Here is a 23,361-nt window from a genome sequence, read left to right on the forward strand (position 1 = left end):
CGCAAAGTAGGCTTTAAGACGTGTCGATGAACAAAATTGTGCTTTTTTATGGTTTTACCCCGCTCAGTGATCCGACGGCGATCAGACTGTGGCAGCGCGCGTTGGGTGAGAAGCTGCACCTCAAGGGTCGCATCATCATCTCCAAGGATGGCATCAACGCCACTGTGGGTGGTGACATCAGAGACCTGAAACAATACCTAAAAGCCACGCGTGAGTATCCCGGTTTTAAGGACATGGACATCAAATGGTCCGATGGCATGGGGGATGATTTTCCTCGTCTGAGTGTGAAAGTCCGTGAGGAAATTGTCAGCTTCGGCGCGCCCGGTGAGCTCAAAGTAGATCAAAACGGCGTCGTGGGAGGGGGCACTCACCTGCAACCCGAAGAACTCCACGAGCTCGTTGCCGCCAAGGAAGCCAACGGCGATGAAGTTGTGTTCTTCGACGGCCGCAACGCTTTCGAAGCCCAAATCGGTAAGTTTAAAGATGCCATAGTCCCGGACGTCGCCACCACAGCAGACTTCATCAAGGAACTGGACTCCGGTAAATACGACGGGCTCAAAGACAAACCGGTTGTCACGTACTGCACGGGTGGGATCCGCTGTGAAGTCCTCAGCTCGCTTATGATCAACCGTGGCTTTAAAGAGGTCTACCAAATGGACGGCGGCATAGTCCGCTACGGAGAAACGTTCAAGGACAAAGGCCTGTGGGAAGGCTCGCTCTATGTGTTTGACAAGCGCATGCACCTTGAATTCAGTGACGAAGCTCTAGAAATCGGCCATTGCATCCGATGCAATAAACCCAGCAATAAGTTTGAGAACTGCTCCAACCCAAGCTGTCGAAATCTCAATCTTTACTGTGCTGACTGCGCCAGCACACCCGAAACGTTGCTCTGCCCCCAAGGCTGCACCGACTAGTCCCCACGCCCTCCCAACACTCGCAAGCTCGTGCCGGGTCCCCCGGGCGCGTGGGCCCACCCACGCCCTCCCAACACTCGCAAGCTCGTGCCGGGTCCCCCGGGCGCGTGGGCCCACCCACGCCCATGCCCTCCACAGCCTCCCGTGGGAATCTGGTGAGTGTAGGACTACCGGCGCCCTCCCGCTTTATCGGTGCGTGGGAGAATGATCGGCATGACCTTGAATGACGAGCTTGACCATCTTTTAGCCACCCGGGACCGCAACAACATGGCGCCAACGATCGAGGCTGTGCTGTGCCTCCATGCAGCTCATCCCGAGAACGCTCGCGTGCTTTATGAGGTTGCGGGCGCTTATGACACGGCAGGTCAAGAACAAGTAGCGCAGGGGTTTTACGAGCGAGCTCTTGAGGCCGGTCTGGAAGGTGATCTTCTTCGCCGATGCTATGTTCAATATGGTTCCACCCTCCGGAACGTGGGTGAGTTCGGGAAGTCCCGTGATGTTTTTGCAGCAGCCCGCAAAGAGTTCCCCGATTCCCCTGCGTTGGCTGTATTTGAAGCAATCACGTTCCATGCGGAGGGACGAGCAAATGAAGCTTTTGCTTCGCTACTCGAGCTGACGGTGGACTACGTAGAAAGTTCCGATATAGATCGTTACAAGAGCGCTATTAGCGGAAACGCAGCTTACATCCGGTCTCTGGACAGAAACGAAGCACCTGCCTCAGGCACGTAACGCCGAGCAATCAAGTAACCGGTCATCGGCATAAAGGAATCTGCATAAGTTTGTTGGTGCCAGGTAGCGCCAGGATGACAGAAATAGATCTTCAGGAAGGCAGCATCATGTGGAATGAATTTGGCTTGACTTGGGGCGATGCTGGCCGGGTAGTGCTCTCCGCAGTGGGGTTGTACGCTCTTGTGCTGCTTCTGATTCGGTTCATGGGCCAGCGCACTATGGCGAACTTGTCCAGCTTTGATCTCGCGGCCGCGGTTGCCCTCGGCGCTGTTGTGGGACGGGCAATACTGGGTTACACCCCTACGTTGGTGGCCGGAGCCTTGGGCTTGGTGACGTTGCTGGTTCTGCAGGCGCTCACGGGGCAGCTGCGCCGCTTTCCCGGAGGCCTAGCCGCGGTCAATAACCGCGCGTATCTGCTCATGGCTGGAAGCGAGATCGTTGTCTCAAACCTTCGCAGAACGCACGTCTCGGAGGCGGAAATTACCGCGCGGCTACGCGTGGCCGGTATCCGCAGCCGCAAGGAAGTCGCCTGTGTGATCCTTGAATCGACAGGAGAAATCAGTGTGTTGCGAGCAGGTTTCCCTATTGAACCGGAGTTTCTTGCCAATGTGAAGGGTGCGGAGCTAATTCCAGCATCATATCTAGCCGTCCCCTAGTCCTCCCCCGGCTACTGCTTGCCCGAGCGCAACCTGTGTGAACGCCGAAAAAAGACAGCGTCAACCCTCCTGCTGAGCCTGCGGACGCCCTGCTGGATTAGGGTCGTATAAGTGAACCAACTCCGCCCCTAGAGCGGCCAAATGAGTTTTGACCGCTTCAGGTTCCAGTACTTCCACGCCACCTCCCCAACCCGCGAGCTGTTCTGCGATCGAGCGGGCCATTGGCGCCGCGACTTGCAACCGAACCCGTCCGTCAGCATCGAGGCCGAGCTCCTGGCAGTGACGGCCAAAATGTTCGCGAAGTGGCAGAACCAGGCCAGGATCGGTAAGTATTGTGGCTTGGACCAGGGAGCGTCGCTGCTCGAGGTCCTCAACTATAAGCCCCCATTCACGCGTCAGCTCGAAGTTGCTGGGACGGGTAGAGGCAAGGTCGCTAACTACTGTCTCAATGATCCGCTCTATACGGAACGTGCGCTGCCCCGCCTCGGTTCCGGCGATGAGGTACCAGATATTGTTTTTGCTAACTACGCCCCACGGGTCAACCAAGCGTCGGGTTAATTCATGGGCATGATTTTCATATTCGAGCGTGACCTTGCGGCCAGCAACAATGGCGTCCTGAAGTGCAGCAACCGGTTCGGGGCGGAGGTGCTCATGCTCACCCCACGGCGTGGGATCCAGAGCCATGGCAGTGGCCGCCGTTTGAGCCTGAGCGCGAAAGGTCTGGGGCAGGGCCTGCACAAGCTTCGACAGAGCAGAACGCGCCGTGGAATCCAATGTTGCGGCAGAACCTGTGAGCAAAAACAGGGCCCTTACTTCACCCAAAGTCAGGCCCGTCAGATCCGTGCGAGCACCACCGAGCAATGTCCAGCCGCCACCACGCCCTGGTTGCGCGTACACAGGAATGCCCGCCGTGGACAGCGCCACGAAATCACGCCGGCTGGTCGCCAGAGACACCTCGAGCTCTGCTGCGACTTCGGCGGCGGTAACCCGGCCGCGGGCCTGCATTTGCAACAACGTGGCAAGCAGCCTGTCCGCTCTCATGGCATAAGTTTGACAGATGAAAGTGCTCACCAGGTGAGCACTTTCATCCGTCATGCTGATGGATATCAAGTGAGCAGCCACACACCTGCTCAGATAACCGCATCAGCAAAGGGAGCAACGATGTTTCAAGGACTAGCCACTATAAGTTTCTACGCGGACGACCTGGTCGCGGCAGCACACTGGTACACCGAGTTGCTCGGGGTCGAACCTTATTACGTGTTTCCTGCGCAGCCTGCGCCCGCGGCGTACATCGAGTTTAGAGTTGGCGGGGACCAAGCCGAGCTTGGTTTCATCGATCGCAAGTATGCACCGTCCGCAGCCTCCAGCGGTTCGGGCGGTGCCGTGGCATTTTGGCATGTGGATGACCTGTCCGCGACTGTGAATGAACTGGTGGCAATGGGAGCCAGCGAATATGAGCCGTTGACGGAGCGCGAATCCGGGTTCGCCACTGCATCGTTCATTGACCCCTTCGGCAACATTTTGGGTGTGATGACAAACCCGCACTTCCTAGAAATGCGGACGCGCCGCAACAGCGTCTAAGCGCCTGAAAGAGTCGTTAAGCTTGGTGTATGACTGACTTCTCCACAGTGCCAGATGCCCCGCGCAGCGACAACCCTGACCTGCTAGCCGCCCTGGCTGCCGATTTGCTCGCCCTTGATTACACGGTCGACGGCGTGGCGGAGCTCCTGGGTGAGGAAGCTCACCAAGCCTTGGGCAGGGACCAGACAGTGCCCGCCGTTCTGGTGTTGCGTGAGAGTACGGAGCCACTGGCAACTGTGTGCAAGCTTTGGCTGTTGGCCCAAGACATCCAGAACAAGGAGCTGAGCGTGGTACTGCCCAGCTTGAGCATCGAGACGCTTTCATTGCTTGGGCTCATTGAAGCGGTTCCGGGTGCGGACAGGGTGCGCGCTGCCATCGATCTGCGTCCTTATGGCTGGCCGGCTGACGGGAAAGGTGGAAATGATACAAATCTGTGGGTGGCTAGCGATCTCGGCGCACACCAGCGTCCCGGGGTTCTGCGTCATGATCATGTTTTGGGCATCGGGCAGGCTTCACTGACTTTGGCTCAGGGCACCATCCGCCGTGAAGTAAATAAGGCATTGGATGTGGGAACGGGCTGTGGCATCCAGCTTTTCCATCTACTCCAGCACGCCAAAACCGTTGTAGCCACCGATATTTCCGTCCGCGCGCTAGCGTTCACCCGTTTCAATCTGCTCCTGAACGCTCCCGCACTGGGCCTCAACGTTGGTGACTTGGAGCCCAATGATGTGAACCCTGCCGGGAACCCAGAGCGGGTTGCCCCGCGCGTTTCTCTGCGCCTTGGCAGCTTGCTGGAGCCCGTCGCCGGGGAGAGCTTCGATCTCATTGTTTCCAACCCGCCCTTCGTCATCACTCCTCGTCACTTCGGTGAAGATGCGGGCCAACAGTTCACCTACCGGGACGGCGGCCTGGCCGGGGATGCAATAGTGGAGAGGCTGGTTCGGGAACTACCTGCAGTTCTTGCTCCCGGTGGTACGGCGCAAATGTTGGGCAACTGGGAGATCAAGACCACCGCGAACGACGCCGGCGCCCCAGTTGAGTGGTCCGACCGCCCCCGTCTGTGGATACCAGAGGGGGTACAGGCCTGGTTTATCCAGCGAGAGCAGGTCAGTCCCGGCGGCTACGCCGAAACGTGGCTGCAGGATGCTTCCCAAGGGCGGGAGTCCCAGGCTTATGTGACCGCCTACGAGAACTATGTGCTGGACTTTGCCTCCCGTGCCGTGGCTGGAATTGGATTCGGCTACATCTTGCTGCGCACACCCGCTGCAGGGGAGGGTGTGCCAGAAGCGCGCTTTGAGGAAATTCTGTACCCCATTGAACAACCCGTAGGTCCCCACCTGGCCGCCGCGTTGGACCGGGAAAGGTGGCTGGAGCACCGAGAGTCCATCCATGATGAACTCCTTGTGGCGGCTGAGGATGTCACCGAGGAACGCCATCAACGCCCGGGCGCCGAACATCCCGGAGTCATCCTGCTGCGGCAGGGCGCTGGGCTGCGCCGCACCAACTTGCTCAGCACCGAACTCGCCGGGTTCGTCTCCGCCAGCGACGGCGATCTCACCGTAGCAGCGCTGATTGGTGCGCTCGCGGATCTCCTGGATCGGCCTGACGCCGAATTTTCCCGGAACCTCTACTCCGAGGTGTGCAACCTGGTGCGCGATGGCTTTCTCCTCCCCGCATGACAGCAGTGGGCCCGCAGGACGGCAGTGGAGTAGTACGGTGAGGGCACGGCACGAGGACAATAAGGGAACCTGAATGAGGCAGTCGATATGATGTTGGCCAGCAATGCTCCTTGGTGGGCCATTTTGCTGTGCTTGCTTGCCGCCGTCGTGCTTCCCACGCTGATTGGGCTGGAACGGCAGATCAACAACAAGTCAGCAGGCATGCGTACTCACGCCCTCGTTGGGTTGGGTGCGGCGCTTTTTGTGGTGGTCAGCAAATACGGATTTTCTGATGTGCTTGAGGTTGATCTGGTCCGGTTGGATCCGTCTCGGGTGGCTTCACAGATTGTGACAGGTATTGGTTTCATTGGCGCAGGGCTGGTGTTTGTGCGCAGAAACAAGGTGCGGGGGCTGACCACGGCGTCCTCAGTTTGGCTCACGGCCGCCGTGGGTTCGGCAGCCGGGGCCGGGCTCGTGTTGCCAGCAGTCTTCGCCACCGGTGCATATTTCCTGGTGGTAGTGGTGTATGCCAAGGTCATTGCGCGGTTGCGGGTATCCGGACGGCGTTACCACGCGCTGCAGGTTACGTATGTGGACGGGACAGGTGCCCTGCGAGAAATCCTGCAACATTGTACGAGTCTTGGCTTTCAGGTCCAGGGATTCACCACACGGCCGTTGGAACATTCAGGCAGCGGGGTACTAGGCCGGGTGCTCAATGACGAAACTGATGCCAACGGAACTGACTTTATCGAAGTTGAGCTGGAAATTGAGGGACTGGCGCCACGTGGGACGCTCCTCCAAGAGCTTTCGGCGCTACCCGGTATTAAGGCTATTTCCTTTGACGATGAGAACGAATAGCGACGGTGTGTGGGGCCTAGATTTTGCGTTCAGATTTGGGTCCAATACGCGTTCGTGACAAAAATATGGTGAACTAGGCTCTTGGGGACGCCGTTCGTCCACCTTTCATTCCCCGTAGGAGTACAGTGCCCAGCAAGGCAGCAGCCAGCAAGCCCAAGACCGGCAAAAAGCTCGTAATTGTAGAGTCCCCGGCCAAAAGCAAGACCATCGCCAAGTACCTGGGCGAGGGTTTCGTCGTCGAAGCCTCCATTGGTCACATCCGTGACCTGCCGCAGCCTTCCGAGCTGCCCGCGGAGCTGAAGAAGTCTTCAATCGGTAAGTTTGCCGTGGATCTTGAGAACGATTTCAAGCCCTACTACGTCATCTCTTCCGACAAGAAAAAGAAGGTGGCGGAGCTCAAAGCACAGCTCAAAGACGCCGACGAACTTTACCTCGCAACTGATGGGGATCGCGAAGGCGAAGCCATCGCGTGGCATTTACTTGAGGTGCTCAAGCCCAAGGTGCCGGTGCACCGGATGACATTTGCGGAAATCACCAAGGAATCACTGCAGCGCGCTCTCGGGAACCTGCGGGAGCTGGACACTGACTTGGTGGATGCGCAGGAAACGCGCCGTGTGGTTGACCGCTTGTTTGGTTACGAACTGTCCCCGGTGCTGTGGCGCAAGGTGGCACCAAAACTCTCGGCGGGTCGAGTTCAGTCCGTGGTAACCCGCATGGTGGTTGAGCGTGAGCGTGAGCGTATGGCGTTCCGTACCGCCAACTATTGGGACCTAGCTGGTACGTTCGCTCCAGTGGACGGTCAAGAGCCGTTCAACGCCAAACTGGCCGCTTTGGATGGCAAACGGGTGGCTTCAGGACGGGACTTTAACGACAAGGGTGAGTTGACGGGCAAGAACGTTGCCCACCTGGACGAGGTTGCCGCCAAGGCTCTCGCCTCAGCCCTGCAAGATGCGCCCTTCGCCGTCCGCTCAGTTGAGCACAAGCCGTACACCCGCCGTCCCGCTGCGCCGTTTACGACCTCGACCCTGCAGCAGGAGGCCGGGCGCAAGTTGCGCTTCTCCTCAAAATCCACCATGCAGACAGCCCAGCGTCTGTATGAAAACGGTTACATCACGTATATGCGTACCGATTCATCCTCGCTCAGCGATGAGGCAGTGAACGCAGCACGCCGCCAGGCCTCGGAGCTGTACGGCCCCGAATTTGTGCCCGCCGCCAAGCGGGTTTACGCCAGCAAGAGCGCGAACGCCCAAGAAGCGCACGAGGCCATCCGCCCCGCCGGTGACTCATTCCGCACCCCGGCACAAGTGGCAAGCGCCTTGGGCAAGGATGAGTTCAAACTGTACGAGCTGATTTGGAAGCGCACAGTTGCCTCCCAGATGGCTGATGCGAAAGGTTCCACGGCCACCATTAAGTTGGGCGCCACCGCTTCCGGCGGTGCTGCAGATGGTCAGGATGCGGAGTTCTCTGCCTCCGGTACTGTCATCACCTTCCGCGGCTTCCTGGCTGCCTACGAGGAAGGCCGTGACGAGTCCCGCAACGACTCCGAGGATTCGGACCGCCGCCTGCCCAACGTCAAGGAAAAGGACACTCTCAGCGCCACCGAAGTCAAGGCCAACGGCCATGACACCTCACCACCGCCACGCTTTACCGAAGCGTCGCTGACGAAGGAAATGGAAGAACGCGGCATTGGCCGCCCATCCACCTACGCCTCGACCCTGTCCACCATCATGGACCGCGGCTACGTGAGCAAACAGGGCTCGGCTCTGGTTCCGAGCTGGATTGCGTTCTCTGTGGTGCGCCTGCTGGAACTGCACTTCACTGACTACGTGGACTACGAGTTCACCGCCGGCATGGAAAAAGGCTTGGACAGGATTGCCAACGGCCAAGAGCAGGGCTCCGACTGGCTCAAGCACTTCTACTTTGGTGATGACGGCAACCGTGGACTGCAAGACATTGTCAATAACTTGGGCGAGATTGACGCACGGGACATCAACTCCATGCCCATCACCGACACCCTGGTACTGCGGGTGGGCAAATTTGGTCCGTATCTGGAGAGCACCGTCCCCACCCTGGATGCCAAAACCGGCGAGATCATTGAGGCCGCACGCGCCAACGTGCCCGAGGACCTGGCCCCGGATGAGCTCACGCCTGATAAAGCGCAAGAACTCATGGATACAGCCGCCCCCGAAGAGCGTGTTCTTGGTATTGACGACGTTTCCGGGCACACGATTGTTGCCAAGAACGGCCGCTACGGTCCTTACGTCACCGAACTGATCCCGGAGATGACAGAAGAAGAGATCGCCAATCAGCCGGTGGAGTACTACAAGAACGGGAAACCAAAGCCCGCGAAGAAGCCAGTCAAGGCCAAACCGCGTACTGGTTCGTTGTTTAAAACCATGAGCGTTGACAGTGTCACTTTGGAGGAGGCGCTGGCGATTATGAGCCTGCCTCGAGTCCTAGGAACCGATGCTGAAGAGAATGAAATCACGGTTCAAAACGGCCGTTTCGGACCCTATCTGAAGAAGGGCTCAGACTCACGTTCCATCGGCACTGAGGAGGAGATCTTCAGCATCACCTTGGAGGCCGCGCTGGAGATCTACTCGCAGCCCAAGCAGCGCGGAGCTCGTGCAGCAGTGGCTCCGCTGGCTGAGTTCGGTGAAGATCCCGTCTCAGGGAAAAATATTGTGGTCAAGGAAGGCCGCTTCGGCGCCTACATCACCGACGGCATCACCAACATTACTGTGCCTCGCGGTACTGATGTTGAGGAGCTGACCCGGGAAACCGCCGTTGAACTTTTGGCCGATAAACGTGAGCGTGGACCTGTTAAGCGGGCCACAAAAGCGCCAGCCAAGAAAGCTGCACCCAAGAAAAAAGCAGCCGCTAAGAAGTAATCAAGAGAAAAGCGCTCCGCAAAAAGCAGCCCCGCATTCCCGAAAGGGAGCGCGGGGCTGCTTTTTCATGGTGCATATCCTGACACAAACCCACCTCGGGTGGGAGGAGCGGTGCGGCCATTGGCGTGGAAAGGGGGTGGAGGGGGAATAATGGCCTCATGAGATTAGGCGTGCTCGATATCGGCTCAAATACTGTCCACCTGCTCCTTGTTGATGCCCGCCCGGGGGCTAATCCTGTGCCATACGCCTCGCACAAGCGGCCGTTGAGCCTGGTGAAATACTTGGATGCCGAGGGCAACATCAGTGATGAAGGCCAACATGAACTGATTGAGTTCATTCTTGAAGCGTGGGAATTCGCGGCCAAGCACAAGGCCAAGGACCTGTTGGCGTTTTGTACCTCCGCCATCCGGGAGTCAACCAACGGGGCCGCAGTGCTGGAGCGGGTGCAACATGAAACCACCATCCGGCTGACCGAACTCACCGGTGAAGAAGAGTCAGCTATGACCTTCTTTGCTGTGCGGCGTTGGCATGGTTGGGGTGCGGGCACGATTTTGAATCTGGACATTGGCGGCGGGTCCTTTGAAATCTCCCAAGGCAGCAACGAGTTGCCTGAGCTGGCACATTCGGTACAGCTAGGTGCGGGCCGGTTGACCCGGGAATGGCTGGAGGAGGATCCTCCCACGGCCAAGAGTGTGAAACGGCTGCGCAAGCACATCAAAGAGACACTGAAGGATCCTGTGGCCGCCACCAAGACTCTTGGCGCACCAAATATTGTCACTGGATCTTCCAAGACGTTCCGGGCACTGGCACGCATAACGGGAGCAGCGCCGTCGTCCATGGGACCCTATGTTCGCAGGGAACTGCACCTAAGTGACTTAGGGTTATGGTCTCAACGGTTATCGGCAATGTCCTCGGCTGACAGGCTGCACCTTCCAGGAGTGTCCGCCGCACGAGCCCCACAGGTGCTGGCCGGGGCGCTGGTGGCACAAACCGCATTAGAAATGTTCAATGTGACGAGCATGCAGATTAGCCCGTGGGCGTTGCGTGAAGGGCTGATTTTACGCCGCCTTGATCAGTTGGTGTTTGACGGCCCGCTGGACCCGCCCGCCCACGTTGGTAAGCTGAGCAATTCGGAGACAAAACAAGGAAAAAATGACCCAAACACCCATGAATTCCACTGACGATCAAGGCGCTGATGATTTCGGTGTGGCCCGCGCTCACATTCCTGTGGCACTGTCCACCGCCTCGGTGTATCCGCTCTCGGTTCATGACGGCTTTGCCGTGGCTGCAGACCTCGGGTACGACGGCGTTGAGGTGCTTGTGACGCATAACGGCGACAGTCAGGATGCGTCAGCACTGATGCGGCTCTCGGAGCGCTACGAGCAACCCATTCTCGCTATCCATGCCCCTACACTGCTTCTGACTCAACAGGTCTGGGGCAGTGCATGGAATAAAGTCCAGCGCTCCGCGCAAATGGCTGTGGATGTTGGCGCGGACGTTGTTGTGGTGCATCCGCCGTTCCGCTGGCAAAACGATTACGCGGAAACGTTCGCCCAGGGTGTGCGTGACATTGCTGATGCGTTTGGGGTCAAGATCGCTGTTGAAAACATGTACCCGTGGAGGCTGCGCGGCCGCGAGGCGTTAGCATATCTGCCGCATTGGGATCCGGTTCCGCAAGATTACAAAGACGTCACCTGGGATTTCTCCCATGCAGCTTCTGCGGGAGCCTCCAGCCTTGACGCTGTGAAGGCCTTGGGTTCACGTTTGCGGCACATTCACCTCACTGACGGTGTCTCACCCTCCACCAAGGATCAGCATTTGATTCCAGGTCACGGCACTCAAGAGTGTGTTGAGGTGTTGGAGCACATTGCCAACAACGGGTTCGACGGCGCAGTGGTGGCGGAAATATCCACCCGCAAAGCCAAGGGAGCCGGGCAGCGCGAAGAATGGCTGGCGGAAACGTTGGAGTTTGCCCGGATGCACTTGGGCCAGAAGGCCAAATAGGGCCGGCGCTAAACAGCGCGTTAACGTGAAATCGCCGGAGACGCTTCACCAGTGGAGGGGGGATTCACTGGCGAGGTCTCCGGCGATTTGATTGACCTTCAGGACAAGGTCAATCCGATCATCACTCGCACCCTTATGAGGTAATTAAAAGAATACGTCCCCCGTTTGGGAATTGCCGGGGCACAAGCTGTGCGTTTGCCCTGAACGGCTATTTATTGGCGGGATTCGTTGGCTGCAGCAACCGCGCGTTTGCATGCCTTGGCCCAGCATAGAAGTATGGAACGATGATGAAAAAGATTGTATTTCTTGGCTGTGGTTCCATGGGTGAAGCTATTCTTGCTGGTTTGTTGGCTTCCGGTGTATCTCCGCAGTCAGTGGTTGTTACTGTTCGCAGGCCGGAGCGGGCCACTGAACTAGCCAGTCGCCACGGCGTCACCGCTATGGCCACAAATGAGGAAGCCGGGGCCAACGTCCAGGCCGTCGAGGGTGCCAGTGTAGTGATTCTGGCGGTTAAACCCATCGGGATCATGGATATGTGCTTAGAAGTTGCCCAGGCCCTGGATTCCCATACGGTAGTGGTCAGCGTCGCGGCTGCTGTTTCCTTGGCGCAGATGGAAAGCGCACTCTTACCCGGGCAGCCTGCTGTGCGCTCAATGCCCAATACGCCGCTGAAGGTGGGCCGCGGAGTGGTCGCCCTTTCTGCTGGCTCCGCCGTCAAGGAGGAGCACCTGAACGCAGTTCACGAGATCTTCAATGGCGCTGGCGTGGTCCTGGATGTACCTGAGGAGGCACAAAACGCGGTGTCGGCCATCAGTGGCTCCGGACCCGCCTACACGTTCTTCCTGGCCGAGGCCATGGCTGCCGCTGGTGAAGCCATGGGCCTTACCCCCGAAGTCGCTCAGGTGCTGGCACGCGAAACCGTCGCAGGCGCGGGCATCATGCTGACCGAGCCCGGTGCCGATGCACAAAAGCTGCGTCGTGCTGTCACCAGCCCCAACGGCACTACCGAACAGGCCATTAAAAGCTTCGAACGGGACAATCTGGGAGAAGTTATCAAAACTGGTGCTCGGGCCGCTGCTGCCAGGGCCGCTCAGATCACCGAAGAGCTCAACTCAAAGTAGGCGGCACTGCGAACGGCGCCGGTGGCAGCTGGGCCACTGGTGCGGCTGCCAGCGGACGCTGAGGCTGTCAGGGGCTAAGTTGTTAATTCCAGCTCCAAGGCCAGCAGGGTTGCTTTGGCTTCCGGCCCGCCCAGATAGGCTCCCTGTCCTCCATCGGTACGGATAACTCGATGGCACGGGACCACTAGCGGGAGAGGATTGCGGGCACAGGCAGTTCCTACGGCCCGCACCGCACGCGGGCTTGAGGTCATGGCTGCCAGGGCGGCGTAGCTGGCTGTGTGGCCGTAGGCAATACGAGGCAAATATCCCAGGACCTCGCGTCGGAAGCCCTGAGTCAGCCGGAAATCCAGGGGTAGGTCAAAGGACTGGCGCCGGTGCGCAAAGTACTCCTCAAGTTCCCTGGCGGCATCATCCAGCCGGCCAGGTGCAAATAAAACGCGGGGGCTGATAGTTGCTGCCAATGATTCCAGCACTGCCTCGTGGCCTTCCCGCGCGAAAGCCACACGGACCAAACCGGCACTCGTCGCGGCCAGGAGTAACTCTCCAACAGGAGAGTCCACAATCCTGTAAGCAACATCGACGAGCCCAGCAGCTACAGCTGCCTGAGACAGTGCCCGGCCCAAGTGCGTCAGTTTCGTAGGCTCTGCATCGTGTAAGGACTCGAGCCGTTCAGGTACTTCATGCCTAGAGAGCATCCCTGTCATCCTTTTCTTCCGGTGGCGCTAGTTTCCGGTGGCGATAGTAGCGTGCGCAACGTCTTCATCCCATCCGCAGAGGCTCGCCGTGAAGCAGCCTCGGAGTTGCCCAAAAGTTCGGCCACCACAGCATGGCGGAGCCCGGCCAGATGATGATAAACCACCGCCTCCCGTTGTGTTGGTGGCAGCTTGGCTAGCGCCGCCCATACCTCAGTGGCAGCCTCACCGGCTTCCACTGCGCGCACCACGCTGTCACAGCCATTGTCGCCAGAAGCACCTCCTGACGGTCGTGGGGACCCGACCGGGCTGGCATCCGGTGGCCGCCCGTCCCGGGATGCGCCAGCAATGGACCCAAAGCCGTCCAGGGGGTTATTCATGGGGATGGGGAGCCTGAGAGCTTTACGGTGGTGGTCAATGGACTTGTTCCGGGCGATCGAGACCAACCAGGCCTCCCAGTTGTGCACGTTCGTTGAGCTTGGGTAGACGCGCAAGGCTGCTAGGAACGTTTCCTGCCAAATATCGTCGGCGTCAACAACTCCCACCAGTCCCCGGGCCACCCGCAATACGCAGGCGCCGTGGGCGCTCACAAGAGTTTCAAAGGGTGGCAACGCGGCAGCGGTGCTCAAAAGAGCGCTTCTGTGTGGAACCTCAACGGGTTTTCCAACTCAAGCAGGAACTGTTTGCGTTCAAGTCCACCTGCGTAGCCAACGAGGGAGCCGTTGGCCCCCACCACCCGGTGACACGGCACGATGATGCTGATGGGGTTGCGGCCGTTGGCTGATCCCACCGCTTGGGCCATAGATTTATCGCCCAACAACGCGGCGAGCTCACCGTAACTGCGTAGCTCACCGAAAGGAATTTCACTAAGCGCAGCCCAGACACGATGCTGGAATTCACTGCCCTGCGGCGCCAACGGAATGGAAAATGTACGCCGGTCACTTCCAAAGTACTCGCCCAATTGTGCCTCCGTCGCAGCCAGAACGGGCCAGGCAGAGCCAGCCACCCGTTCACCAAACGTAGCCAATGCCGGGCGGCGCACATGTTCCGCCATGTACACAGCTGCCAGTACGCCGTCGTTCGCCACTGCCGTCAACAGGCCCAAAGGCGAGTCAAAAATTGAGTGCCTGAGCATCAAAATTACCTCCTTGTCCTGTAGACGCGGCGCGATGGGAAAACGTGAGTTTTAGGGTCGGGAGGCGAAGCGCTCAAGGAGGTCAACATAGCCGGAGACAATGAGCATGTCCCGGCTGGAAACCCGGGTGTTCGGCTGTGCGTAGGTAAAATCTTCACCCGGGGACTTCACTCCCACCACCGTCACCCCGTACTTGGAGCGCACCTTGGACTCCTCGAGAGTGAAGCCCTGGGTTTCCTTGGGTGGGTACATTTTTACGATGGCGAAATCGTCATCGAACTCAATGAAGTCAAGCATTCGCCCGCCCACCAAGTGTGCGGCACGGACGCCAGCGTCAGCCTCAGGATAAATGACGTGATTGGCACCAATTCGGGTGAGGATTTTCCCGTGCGACTGTGTGATGGCTTTAACCCACAGGTGTGCGATGCCCAGGTCCACTAGATTCACCGTGATGAGCACGCTGGATTCAATGGAGGTACCCACTCCGACGACGGCGGAGCTGAAGTCCTGTGCGCCGAGCTGGCGGAGGGCATCAATATTTGTGGCGTCCGCCTCAACCACGTGGGTGAGTACGCCGGCCCACTTCTGCACAAGGGCGGGGTCACGCTCAATAGCCAGCACTTCACGTCCCTGTTTGACAAGTTGGTGAGCGGTGGCTGCCCCAAAGCGGCCCAGCCCAATGACGAGTACCGGCGCGTTGTGCGGGGGACGATTGCTGGAGTCTATTTTCTCAGCCAATGATTGGCCTTTCTTCCGGGTAGTGGAACAGCTGACGACGCTGACGCAAGGCCAAAGCGGCTGCCAGAGTGATGGAACCGACGCGACCAAAGAACATCATGGCACTAAGCACATACTTGCCCGAGGGCGGCAGCTCACCGCTGAGCCCCGTGCTCAAGCCCACCGTGGCAAATGCCGAAATGGTTTCAAAAAGTACCCTGTCAAGGCTTTCCCCAGAGATTGCCAACAGCAAACCGCAGGCGATCATTACGAACGTTGCGCCCATCATGATCACTGAAATGGCGACCCGCATGGTGCCTTGGGGAATGGTACGGCCATAGATTTTTACATCATTATCCCCTCGCGCCTCGGCGACGATCGCTAAGAACATCACGGCCAGTGTAGTGACTTTGATACCGCCGGCCGTTGAGGCGGAACCACCTCCCACAAACATCAGGGCATCGGTGAGCAACATGGTGGAGGAGTGCATGGAATTCATATCCACCAAGTTGAAACCAAGGGAGCGTGTCATCACCGAAGCAAACAGAGAGTGCGTGATTTTATCTCCCACGCTTAACCCGCCAATGGTGTCCGGATTAGTCCACTCCATGGCACCCCACAGGATGGTGCCAGTGAGAAGAAGCATCAAAGAGACCTGAATGGTGAGCTTGGCGTGCAGGGTCCACTTTTTGAAGCGGAATCCGGTGGCCAGCAGAACCATCAACACTGGGAAACCGAGGCTGCCGATGAACCCGCCAATCATCAGCGGGGTCAGGATCCACAGGTCCGCCTCGTAGGGGACAACTCCGTCTGAGTGTGGTGTGAAACCAGCATTGTTGAAAGCGGAGATGGAGTAGAAGGCCGCATGCCAGATTGCCTCCGGCAAGGACTCTCCCAAGATGAGAAAGCGTGGTGCCAGTGCAAGGGCAAGCACCAGTTCAATGGCTACGGAGGTGCTGATAACAATGCGCAGCAGGGTACCAACTTCACCTAGCCGCCCGGCATTCATGGCTTCTTGGGCAATAAGTTTCCCACGCACACCGAGGCGCTTGCTCACCATGAGTGACATCAGGGAGGCCAGCGTGAGGATGCCCAGACCACCAACAAAAATACCAATCAAAATGACGAGCTGACCAAAAAAAGACCAGTGCAAGGCAGTTGAAACAGTTGTCAGCCCCGTCACGCAGACAGCTGAAGCGGCTGTGAACAATGCGTCATGAAAAGCCGTTGGCTGGCCGTCACGGGACGCTGCGGGCAGGCACAACGTTAGGGTGAAGGCAAGGATGACCAGGGCAAAAACAATAAGCGCCAATCTGGCAGGTGAGCTGTTGGCAACCTTGTCAACAAAGTCGCGGACGCTCACCACAACTCTTAAAGGCCATTGTGGCAGCCGCTGGGAAAGTGTCGAATTAGCGCTCAACGCTCTATTGCCCCTCCTGCCAGAAACTATTTAGATGCCGCGGATACGGCAATTGTGGCCAGACTTCGGTAGCCTGTGAGGAATGTCATCCTTTGTCAGCTCAGGGCCAGTGGCCGTCCCGACAAGCATAGTCTGCGATGCAGCTATGTCTGCGTACAACTTCGGCCCAAATCATCCCATGTCGCCCAAGCGCCTTGACCTTACTGCCTCGCTGGCGCGAGAGCTGGGGATCTTCGATATGCCACAGGTGGATGTTGTTGAGTCTTACGTGGCCTCTGACGACGAACTGGCCACCGTACATACCCCTGACTACATTGCGGCGGTGCGCCGGGTTGGAGATGACCCCACACTGACCGATCCTGATCACGGGCTAGGCACCGAAGACGACCCGGCGTTTGCTGGAATTCATGAAGCCAGTGCACGGCTTGGCGGTGGATCAATAGTGTGCGCCAACGCCCTCATCAGTGGTGCAGTCCCGCGGGCGGTAAATTTCGGCGGTGGTATGCACCACGCTTTTCCGGAAAAGGCCAGTGGATTCTGCATTTACAACGACACGGCGTTATCCATCAAGAAGTTGCTGGACTCCGGTGTTTCTAAAGTTGCCTACATCGACATAGACGCGCACCACGGGGATGGCACCGAACGCATCTTTTGGGATGATCCGCGCGTGCTAACAATTTCACTACATGAAACAGGCCTGACGCTGTTTCCCGGCACGGGCTTCGCCAACGATCTAGGCGGCCCGCAGGCTGTGGGCTCAGCCGTGAACGTCGCCCTGCCAGCGGGCACCTCGGATGCCGGCTGGTTGCGAGCCTTCCACGCCGTGGTACCTCAACTCGTTGAAGCCTTCGGCCCCGAAGTTATAGTCAGCCAGCACGGCTGTGACTCCCACCGAGACGATGAGCTGACCCACCTAAACACATCGGTAGACGGTCAACGAGAGGCAGCCCTGAGCATCGCCGCCTTGGCCGATAAGGTGTGCGGTGGTCGCTGGATCGCCACCGGAGGCGGTGGATACAACATTGTCTCCGTGGTGCCAAGGGTCTGGTCACATCTGATGGCGATAGTGGCCGGAAAACCGGTACCGCTGCGCACCCCCGTACCCGACTCGTGGCGAAACTACGTGGCCGAAAAATACGGCAAAGTCGCTCCGCTGCTGATGGGTGAAGACGCTGATACGTGGTGGCGCTCATGGGAAGTTGGGTACAACCCATCGGATGCGTTGGATCGCACAGTCATGGCCACCAGAAAAGCCGTTTTTCCCTTGTACGGGCTTGACCCGTGGTTTGACTAGTGCCCGCCAGCCTGCGGAATAAATCGCCGAAGTAATCTCTGCAGAACCTAACCAGTCCGGATCATTTTGCACATAGGCACCGGCGGATCTTATCTTTCAAGATGCTGTGCCGGACATATGTCGTTAGGGTAGTGGAATGGTTGCAGAAAAAGTCTTCGCGGTAATTGCCGAAAGCACCCGCCGGGACATCTTGGCAGCGCTGGCCCAGGAGAGCAAAGCTGTGGGCCAGCTGGTGGATGAACTCGGGGTTTCGCAGCCAACAGTGTCCAAACACTTGCGTGTTCTGCGTGAGGCCGGAGTGGTGACTATGCGAGCCCAGGGGCAGAAACGCTTCTACGGCATTAACACCGAGCCCTTGACATTGGTCTCGCTCTGGCTGGAATCGCTCGGCGCAGGCGCCCCTGACGGCGCCAGCACGAGTTCAGCGGCTGCTCGCGTTTCCGCTTCTGGTGCGCAGCCCGGAAAAGTCGATTACGGCGTTGAGACGGCCCTACCTGCGGCCCTATCTGAGCTGGTGCCCAAGGCGGCACTCCTTCCGGAGCGAGAAGAGAGGGGGCAGCAGATAGTTAGGCCATCTGTCAGTGCAGCGGCTGTGAATCGCCTGCCTTCTCATGCCGCTAATGTTCTAGCCGCTGAGGCAGCCGCCGGAGCAGACATAGCCGCCGGAGCAGACATAGCCGCCGGAGCGCAGACTGCAAAAAATACTGTCAACGGCACTGGTGCAACCCCCCGTCAGTCTTCGCTTATTGCCGTCCCCAGCTCTTCAGCGCAGGTGGGCGTTGTGCAATCGAGCGAGGCCGACGGAGGTGTGCAGGGGCAAATTAGCCGCAGCGTGGGCCGAGCGGCGAACAAGGCTGCTGATTTACTGGCGAACCTCCCAGCTTTACCTACATTCAGGCGACGAAAAGACTGAAAAGTACCACAGAATGTTCGTCCTGAACTAATAATATACGCATGATCTTGCATACTGTTTCGATTATTGAGCAAAATTAGTCGAAGTGCATGCCTGACTGGAAAATTGCCATTGAGCATATTTATGCGCCGTGCATCGGCGCCGTACCCTTTCAGGAGACGCATGGATACTAGGTTAGAAGCCATTCGCGAGCAGGTTCTAGAACGCAACCCCGGGGAAAAAGAATTTCACCAGGCTGTTCTGGAAGTGTTTGAAAGTCTGGGCCCGGTTTTGGATAAACATCCAGAATTCGTAGATGCAGCGGTTCTCCAGCGTCTTTGCGAACCCGAGCGGCAGATTATCTTTCGCGTGCCGTGGATGGATGATGCCGGCCGCGTGCAGATCAACCGCGGTTTCCGAGTCGAGTTTAACTCAGCTCTCGGCCCGTACAAGGGTGGGCTACGGTTTCATCCCTCGGTGTACCTGGGCATTGTGAAGTTTCTTGGCTTCGAACAGATCTTCAAAAATGCCCTGACGGGTATGCCCATTGGCGGCGGCAAGGGCGGTTCCGACTTTGACCCGCGTGGCAAGTCTGATGGTGAGGTCATGCGTTTCTGCCAGAGCTTCATGACCGAGTTGTACCGCCACATTGGCGAGTACACCGACGTCCCGGCGGGCGACATTGGTGTTGGTGGTCGGGAGATCGGCTACCTGTTCGGCCAGTACAAGCGCATCACCAATCGCTACGAATCGGGCGTATTGACTGGTAAGGGTATTGGTTGGGGCGGATCGCTTGTCCGTCCAGAAGCCACGGGTTTCGGCACTGTGATGTTCACTCAGGAAATGCTCAAAACACGCGGCACCTCCCTTGATGGCAAGCGCGTTGTGGTGTCAGGTTCCGGTAACGTTGCCACCTTCGCGATCGCCAAAGCACAACAGCTCGGCGCCAAAGTAGTGGCCTGCTCTGATTCCTCCGGCTACATTGTGGATGAGAACGGTATTGATGTTCCCATGTTGCGCCAGATCAAAGAAAAAGAGCGTGGACGACTCAAGGAATACGCTGTGCGCCGTGGCGCTTCTGTCAGCTACGTTGAAGGCGGCTCCGTATGGGACGTTAACGCCTCGGTCGCTCTGCCTTGTGCAACGCAGAATGAGATCAACACCGAGTCCGCCACCCGCATGGTCAAAAGCGGGCTGACAGCCATCGCGGAAGGGGCCAACATGCCCTCCACCAGCGGCGCCATAGCTGTCTTCCAGGAAGCCGGAATCTTGTTCGCACCCGGCAAGGCAGCCAACGCCGGTGGCGTTGCAACATCCGCATTGGAGATGCAACAAAACGCTAGCCGGGACGCATGGTCGTTTGAGCACACGGAATCTCGCCTGGCGCAGATCATGGTGGGCATTCACGACCGTTGCGCTGAAACTGCGGACACGTACGGATCACCGGGGAACTACGTGGTCGGCGCCAATATTGCCGGCTTCGTCAAAGTTGCTGACGCCATGCTGGCCCAAGGGCTCATCTAAGGGCTTTTCTGTACAAAGTCTCTGAACACTCGACGGCGCGTCCCGGATCATCCCGGGGCGCGCCGTAGCAGCATTTATTGCGGAACTATATATGTATGCCAGAACACCGCACATGGAAACTGAAACTGAAACTGAAACTGAAACTGAAACTGAAACTGAGAGTCGGAGAATGAGAACCCTGCTGAGCGGCGAGAGTAGTGGCACCGGTGGCCCCGGTGACGGGGTAGTGGGAGACGGAGCCACCTGTGGCTACTTCGGGACCGAGCCGCTCCGGTGCAGGATTCTGCGTCTCCGGGGACACAAATGAGTGCCTCCAGCCAACCAGAACGCATCCTGTACAGCAATAAGATGTCGGCTGATTCGTTGGCGGACTGGGTGGGGGAGGGGCCGGTCTCCGTCGCTGATGGCGAGGGTGGTGCTGTGCTGAGCAGCTCTGCGGGCGCGGAGGAACTCGGCAAACAGGCCCACTTCCTCTTGTGGTGTCCGGAAAAATTCCCCGATCGCATCCGGATTTCCTGGGAATACTACCCTCTGGAGGGCCAGGGTCTTGCCATGTTGTTCTTTAGTGCAGAAGGCGGGGAGAATTTGGATTTATTCTCCCCGGAACTTGCCTCGCGCAAGGGCGTTTATCCGCAGTATCATTCCTCGGATATCAATACGTTGCATGTCTCTTACCATCGGCGAAAATTTGCCTCTGAACGGGCCTTTCGGACCTGTAATTTGCGCAAAAGTCCCGGCGCGCACCTGGTTGCCCAAGGGGCAGATCCGCTGCCGCCACCTGAAGAAGCGGACGGTTTTTACCGGATGGAAGTGTGTAAGGACGGTGCCCGGGTGCGTTTGCGCATCAATAATCTTGTCATTTTTGACTGGATGGACGACGATCCCTCCACAGGGCCGCAGTTAGGCGGCGGTTATATAGGGTTTCGGCAGATGGCACCGTTGCGGGCAGCCTATAGAAATCTTGTGGTCACTGAGCTGGATTGAGGGTGCAATCCTTGGATCCGCGTGAGTGCGAGAACCTCCAACCCAAACGCGGTTAGGCTGGTGCTAGTACCGGCAGTAAAGTGGCCGGCCAACGCGCGAGGAGAGTGAATCGTGGTCAGTGCAAAGGCGCCTGAGCATGTGGTTATTGTTGGTGCAGGAATCATTGGGCTGTCCACTGCGTGGTATCTGCAGGAGCACGGCATTAAAGTCACCATCGTTGACCGTGGCGGTGTGGCCGCAGGTTCCTCGTGGGGAAACGCAGGCTGGATCACTCCGGCACTAACATTGCCGCTGAGCGAGCCAGCCGTGCTGAAATATGGGCTCAAGGCCATGTTGGATCCGGCATCCCCGCTGTATATTCCGTTTTCCACTGACCCCTCGCTATTGAAATTCCTTCTTGGCTTTGCCCGGAACTGCACTCCAGCGAGATGGCGGGCGGCCATGGCAGTCTTTGCCGAAATCGGCCGCACTGGGATCGATGCCTTCGACGAGCTTGCCGCCGGGACGCCTCCGCTGACTGAAACGACTCATCCAGCCGAACCGTTCCTGACTGGATTCGCTTCACTGAAGGACCGTGACGCCCTCGTCAAAGAGTTCCACGTGATCCGCGAAACGGGCGGCCAGGTCGATTTCAACCTCATCACCGGGGATGAGATCCGGCAGCTGGAACCCACCCTGGGTGCTGGTGTTGTTGCCGGAATAGAAATCCGCAATCAAAAGTTCATTAACCCACCTGCGTTTATGGACTCCCTGGCGCAGACTGTGGTGGCCAGAGGCGCCACGCTGGTGAATTCCTTCAACGTTCTTGACGTCCGTGACACCGGCACCGCAGTGGAAGTGATTGGCTCGGAAGGACGCTCACTTACGGCCGACGCCGTCGTCCTCGCCACAGGTGCGTGGCTGGGTGCCCTTGCGCGTAAATTTGGTGTGAAAGCCGTGGTTCAGGCTGGTCGCGGCTACAGTTTCACGGTGGTTCCCGAAGCCATGCCCAGTCACCCCATCTACTTTCCGGCGCAGCGTGTTGCTTGCACACCCTTGGGGGACAGGTTCAGGGTTGCGGGGATGATGGAGTTTCGCAACGTTGATGCAACCTTGGATCCGCGGCGCATCAAGGCGATCGTGGAGGCCGCATCTCCCATGTTCACAGGCATTGACTGGGAGAACCGTGCCGAAGAATGGGTGGGGGCGCGGCCGTGCACCACCGACGGTTTCCCATTGGTAGGGGCCACAAGGTCTCCGCGCGTCCACGTTGCCGGCGGCCACGGTATGTGGGGAATCGCGCTAGGTCCGCTGACGGGCAAAATGATTGCCGCACAAATGACGGCAAACACCCCGCCACCGAGCATGCGCCACTTCAACCCCCTGCGCTAGTACGCTCAGTGGGTCCGCACTACCATTTCAGTTCTTGTGGTGGCGGGCCCACGGGCGCCCAGTTCGGCAAAAGTGGCTTGCGCCCACATCGCGCGCCCTATCCACGCCTCAGCATCGGCGATGACTGGGTATGCATCCTGCCCCTCTCCCACGCAGTTGATGTACGTGGCGGGGATGATTTGGGGAGCCTCGGCCGTGCGCACTGCCTCCAGTACGCGCACAAAGGCGCCGCTGTTCTCCAGCGAGCCCAGCACAGCAGTGCCGTGAACGCTCACGAATCGTTCCATCTGAGCAGGTGCACAGAGCGTCAAGGCGCTTACAACTGTGGCCCCACCCTGGGCGTGATGCTCACTGTGGAAGTGTCATCGCCTTCGATGTCGTGGGCGCCGTGCAGATCGGTCTCTACGGATTCAACGGCATCCCCGGAGTGAATCCCGGCAATGCTAGGGAACCTCGTGAGTGGAAGCCAACTTAAACCGCTCCGCGTGTGAGCTCTGCGACGGCGCGTAGCTCCTGGAATTGTGGCATGGAGGCAGCTGTTGGCTCTTTGCATATATACACCGGCGCCGGCGGCCAGGACAGCGACCCCTAGGGCAGCATGAGTGTGGATAGATATGGCGATGATGAGGCGATCCGGGGCTACCACCGCTGCGAGCAATTCAGGTCGGGCAAGATCTGCACATTTGCTGACAGGCTGAGGGCTGCTTTGTGACGAAACAGATTTGTTGACCGAATAAATTCGGGAGTATGGTGTGTGCATGACAAACCGTTGGTATGCGTATTTTTCGTTGGCTCTGGAGGGGCCTGCGTCTAACTGACACGCATCCAATCACCTTCAGAGCCAACAGGACAGAGAAATCTTTCTCTGTCCTTCGCTATTTTCAAGCGGGTTCCGAAGTGGGGGCTCGCTGCCAGCTCCC

At 58.3% G+C, this 23,361-nt stretch carries 22 protein-coding genes; 15 read left to right on the plus strand and 7 right to left on the minus strand.

Going from position 1 to position 23,361, the window contains the following annotated elements; all coding sequences use genetic code 11:
- Nucleotides 1-20 precede the first annotated feature (20 nt).
- The 3 genes from trhO (at nt 21) to QMG40_RS11845 (ending at nt 2,299) form a co-directional block, all read left to right on the plus strand.
- The gene (gene trhO, locus QMG40_RS11835; RefSeq protein ID WP_283531263.1) at nt 21-914 is read left to right on the plus strand and encodes an oxygen-dependent tRNA uridine(34) hydroxylase TrhO; all 894 of its coding nucleotides are present in this window, start codon (nt 21-23) and stop codon (nt 912-914) included.
- A gap of 213 nt (nt 915-1,127) precedes the next feature.
- Nucleotides 1,128-1,643 carry a tetratricopeptide repeat protein gene (locus QMG40_RS11840; RefSeq protein WP_283531264.1) on the plus strand — a complete coding sequence of 172 codons (516 nt, stop codon included), beginning with the start codon at nt 1,128-1,130 and terminating at the stop codon, nt 1,641-1,643.
- Nucleotides 1,644-1,717: 74 nt separating this feature from the next.
- Nucleotides 1,718-2,299: a DUF421 domain-containing protein gene (locus QMG40_RS11845; protein ID WP_283531265.1), complete on the plus strand. Its 582-nt coding sequence runs from the start codon at nt 1,718-1,720 to the stop codon at nt 2,297-2,299.
- 60 nt (nt 2,300-2,359) lie between these two features.
- On the opposite strand, the gene QMG40_RS11850 is transcribed toward QMG40_RS11845, so the two are convergent.
- A complete protein-coding gene (locus tag QMG40_RS11850; RefSeq protein WP_283531266.1) occupies nt 2,360-3,340 on the minus strand; it encodes a helix-turn-helix transcriptional regulator in 981 nt (326 codons plus the stop codon).
- Nucleotides 3,341-3,460: 120 nt separating this feature from the next.
- Between QMG40_RS11850 and QMG40_RS11855 the strand changes: the two genes are divergently transcribed.
- The 7 genes from QMG40_RS11855 to proC all read left to right on the plus strand — a co-directional run bounded on the left by QMG40_RS11855 (nt 3,461) and on the right by proC (nt 12,412).
- On the plus strand, nt 3,461-3,880 hold the full coding sequence (locus QMG40_RS11855; RefSeq protein WP_283531267.1) for a VOC family protein: 420 nt from the start codon (nt 3,461-3,463) through the stop codon (nt 3,878-3,880).
- 29 nt (nt 3,881-3,909) lie between these two features.
- Nucleotides 3,910-5,559: a DUF7059 domain-containing protein gene (locus QMG40_RS11860; protein WP_283531268.1), complete on the plus strand. Its 1,650-nt coding sequence runs from the start codon at nt 3,910-3,912 to the stop codon at nt 5,557-5,559.
- 87 nt (nt 5,560-5,646) lie between these two features.
- Complete coding sequence (locus QMG40_RS11865; protein WP_283531269.1) at nt 5,647-6,396, plus strand: MgtC/SapB family protein; 750 nt, start codon at nt 5,647-5,649, stop codon at nt 6,394-6,396.
- A 125-nt stretch (nt 6,397-6,521) separates the two neighbouring features.
- Nucleotides 6,522-9,287 carry a type I DNA topoisomerase gene (topA, locus tag QMG40_RS11870; protein WP_283531270.1) on the plus strand — a complete coding sequence of 922 codons (2,766 nt, stop codon included), beginning with the start codon at nt 6,522-6,524 and terminating at the stop codon, nt 9,285-9,287.
- 158 nt (nt 9,288-9,445) lie between these two features.
- The gene (locus QMG40_RS11875; protein WP_283531271.1) at nt 9,446-10,468 is read left to right on the plus strand and encodes a Ppx/GppA phosphatase family protein; all 1,023 of its coding nucleotides are present in this window, start codon (nt 9,446-9,448) and stop codon (nt 10,466-10,468) included.
- Nucleotides 10,455-11,291 (plus strand): sugar phosphate isomerase/epimerase family protein, encoded by an 837-nt coding sequence (locus tag QMG40_RS11880; RefSeq protein ID WP_283531436.1) that lies wholly within the window; start codon nt 10,455-10,457, stop codon nt 11,289-11,291. Before QMG40_RS11875 ends, QMG40_RS11880 begins: the two co-directional genes overlap by 14 nt.
- A 284-nt stretch (nt 11,292-11,575) precedes the next feature.
- A complete protein-coding gene (proC, locus tag QMG40_RS11885) occupies nt 11,576-12,412 on the plus strand; it encodes a pyrroline-5-carboxylate reductase (protein ID WP_283531272.1) in 837 nt (278 codons plus the stop codon).
- A 74-nt stretch (nt 12,413-12,486) separates the two neighbouring features.
- On the opposite strand, the gene QMG40_RS11890 is transcribed toward proC, so the two are convergent.
- The 5 genes from QMG40_RS11890 to QMG40_RS11910 are packed head-to-tail and all read right to left on the minus strand — an operon-like array spanning nt 12,487 to nt 16,322.
- Complete coding sequence (locus QMG40_RS11890) at nt 12,487-13,116, minus strand: methylated-DNA--[protein]-cysteine S-methyltransferase (protein ID WP_459253000.1); 630 nt, start codon at nt 13,114-13,116, stop codon at nt 12,487-12,489.
- Nucleotides 13,113-13,733, minus strand: coding sequence for an RNA polymerase sigma factor (locus tag QMG40_RS11895; RefSeq protein ID WP_283531274.1), 621 nt, complete (start codon nt 13,731-13,733; stop codon nt 13,113-13,115). The genes QMG40_RS11890 and QMG40_RS11895 overlap by 4 nt, the downstream gene beginning before the upstream one ends.
- On the minus strand, nt 13,730-14,239 hold the full coding sequence (locus QMG40_RS11900) for a methylated-DNA--[protein]-cysteine S-methyltransferase (RefSeq protein WP_283531275.1): 510 nt from the start codon (nt 14,237-14,239) through the stop codon (nt 13,730-13,732). The genes QMG40_RS11895 and QMG40_RS11900 overlap by 4 nt, the downstream gene beginning before the upstream one ends.
- Nucleotides 14,240-14,290: 51 nt before the next feature.
- Nucleotides 14,291-14,977 carry a potassium channel family protein gene (locus tag QMG40_RS11905; RefSeq protein ID WP_283531276.1) on the minus strand — a complete coding sequence of 229 codons (687 nt, stop codon included), beginning with the start codon at nt 14,975-14,977 and terminating at the stop codon, nt 14,291-14,293.
- Nucleotides 14,970-16,322: a TrkH family potassium uptake protein gene (locus QMG40_RS11910; RefSeq protein ID WP_459253003.1), complete on the minus strand. Its 1,353-nt coding sequence runs from the start codon at nt 16,320-16,322 to the stop codon at nt 14,970-14,972. Before QMG40_RS11910 ends, QMG40_RS11905 begins: the two co-directional genes overlap by 8 nt.
- A gap of 199 nt (nt 16,323-16,521) precedes the next feature.
- Between QMG40_RS11910 and QMG40_RS11915 the strand changes: the two genes are divergently transcribed.
- The 5 genes from QMG40_RS11915 (at nt 16,522) to QMG40_RS11935 (ending at nt 22,441) form a co-directional block, all read left to right on the plus strand.
- Nucleotides 16,522-17,670 (plus strand): acetoin utilization protein AcuC, encoded by a 1,149-nt coding sequence (locus QMG40_RS11915; RefSeq protein ID WP_283531438.1) that lies wholly within the window; start codon nt 16,522-16,524, stop codon nt 17,668-17,670.
- Between the two features lie 136 nt (nt 17,671-17,806).
- Entirely contained in the window at nt 17,807-18,583 is a 777-nt protein-coding gene (locus QMG40_RS11920) for an ArsR/SmtB family transcription factor (protein ID WP_283531277.1), read from the plus strand.
- Between the two features lie 162 nt (nt 18,584-18,745).
- Nucleotides 18,746-20,086 carry an NADP-specific glutamate dehydrogenase gene (gene gdhA, locus QMG40_RS11925; RefSeq protein WP_283531278.1) on the plus strand — a complete coding sequence of 447 codons (1,341 nt, stop codon included), beginning with the start codon at nt 18,746-18,748 and terminating at the stop codon, nt 20,084-20,086.
- Nucleotides 20,087-20,389: 303 nt separating this feature from the next.
- Complete coding sequence (locus tag QMG40_RS11930; RefSeq protein ID WP_283531279.1) at nt 20,390-21,070, plus strand: DUF1961 family protein; 681 nt, start codon at nt 20,390-20,392, stop codon at nt 21,068-21,070.
- Nucleotides 21,071-21,181: 111 nt separating this feature from the next.
- Complete coding sequence (locus QMG40_RS11935) at nt 21,182-22,441, plus strand: NAD(P)/FAD-dependent oxidoreductase (protein ID WP_283531280.1); 1,260 nt, start codon at nt 21,182-21,184, stop codon at nt 22,439-22,441.
- 5 nt (nt 22,442-22,446) lie between these two features.
- Here the strand turns inward: QMG40_RS11935 and QMG40_RS11940 are convergent, their stop codons facing one another.
- Nucleotides 22,447-22,716 (minus strand): hypothetical protein, encoded by a 270-nt coding sequence (locus QMG40_RS11940; protein ID WP_283531281.1) that lies wholly within the window; start codon nt 22,714-22,716, stop codon nt 22,447-22,449.
- Nucleotides 22,717-23,361 lie beyond the last annotated feature (645 nt).

This window comes from Arthrobacter antibioticus (assembly GCF_030063205.1).
Lineage (GTDB): Bacteria > Actinomycetota > Actinomycetes > Actinomycetales > Micrococcaceae > Specibacter.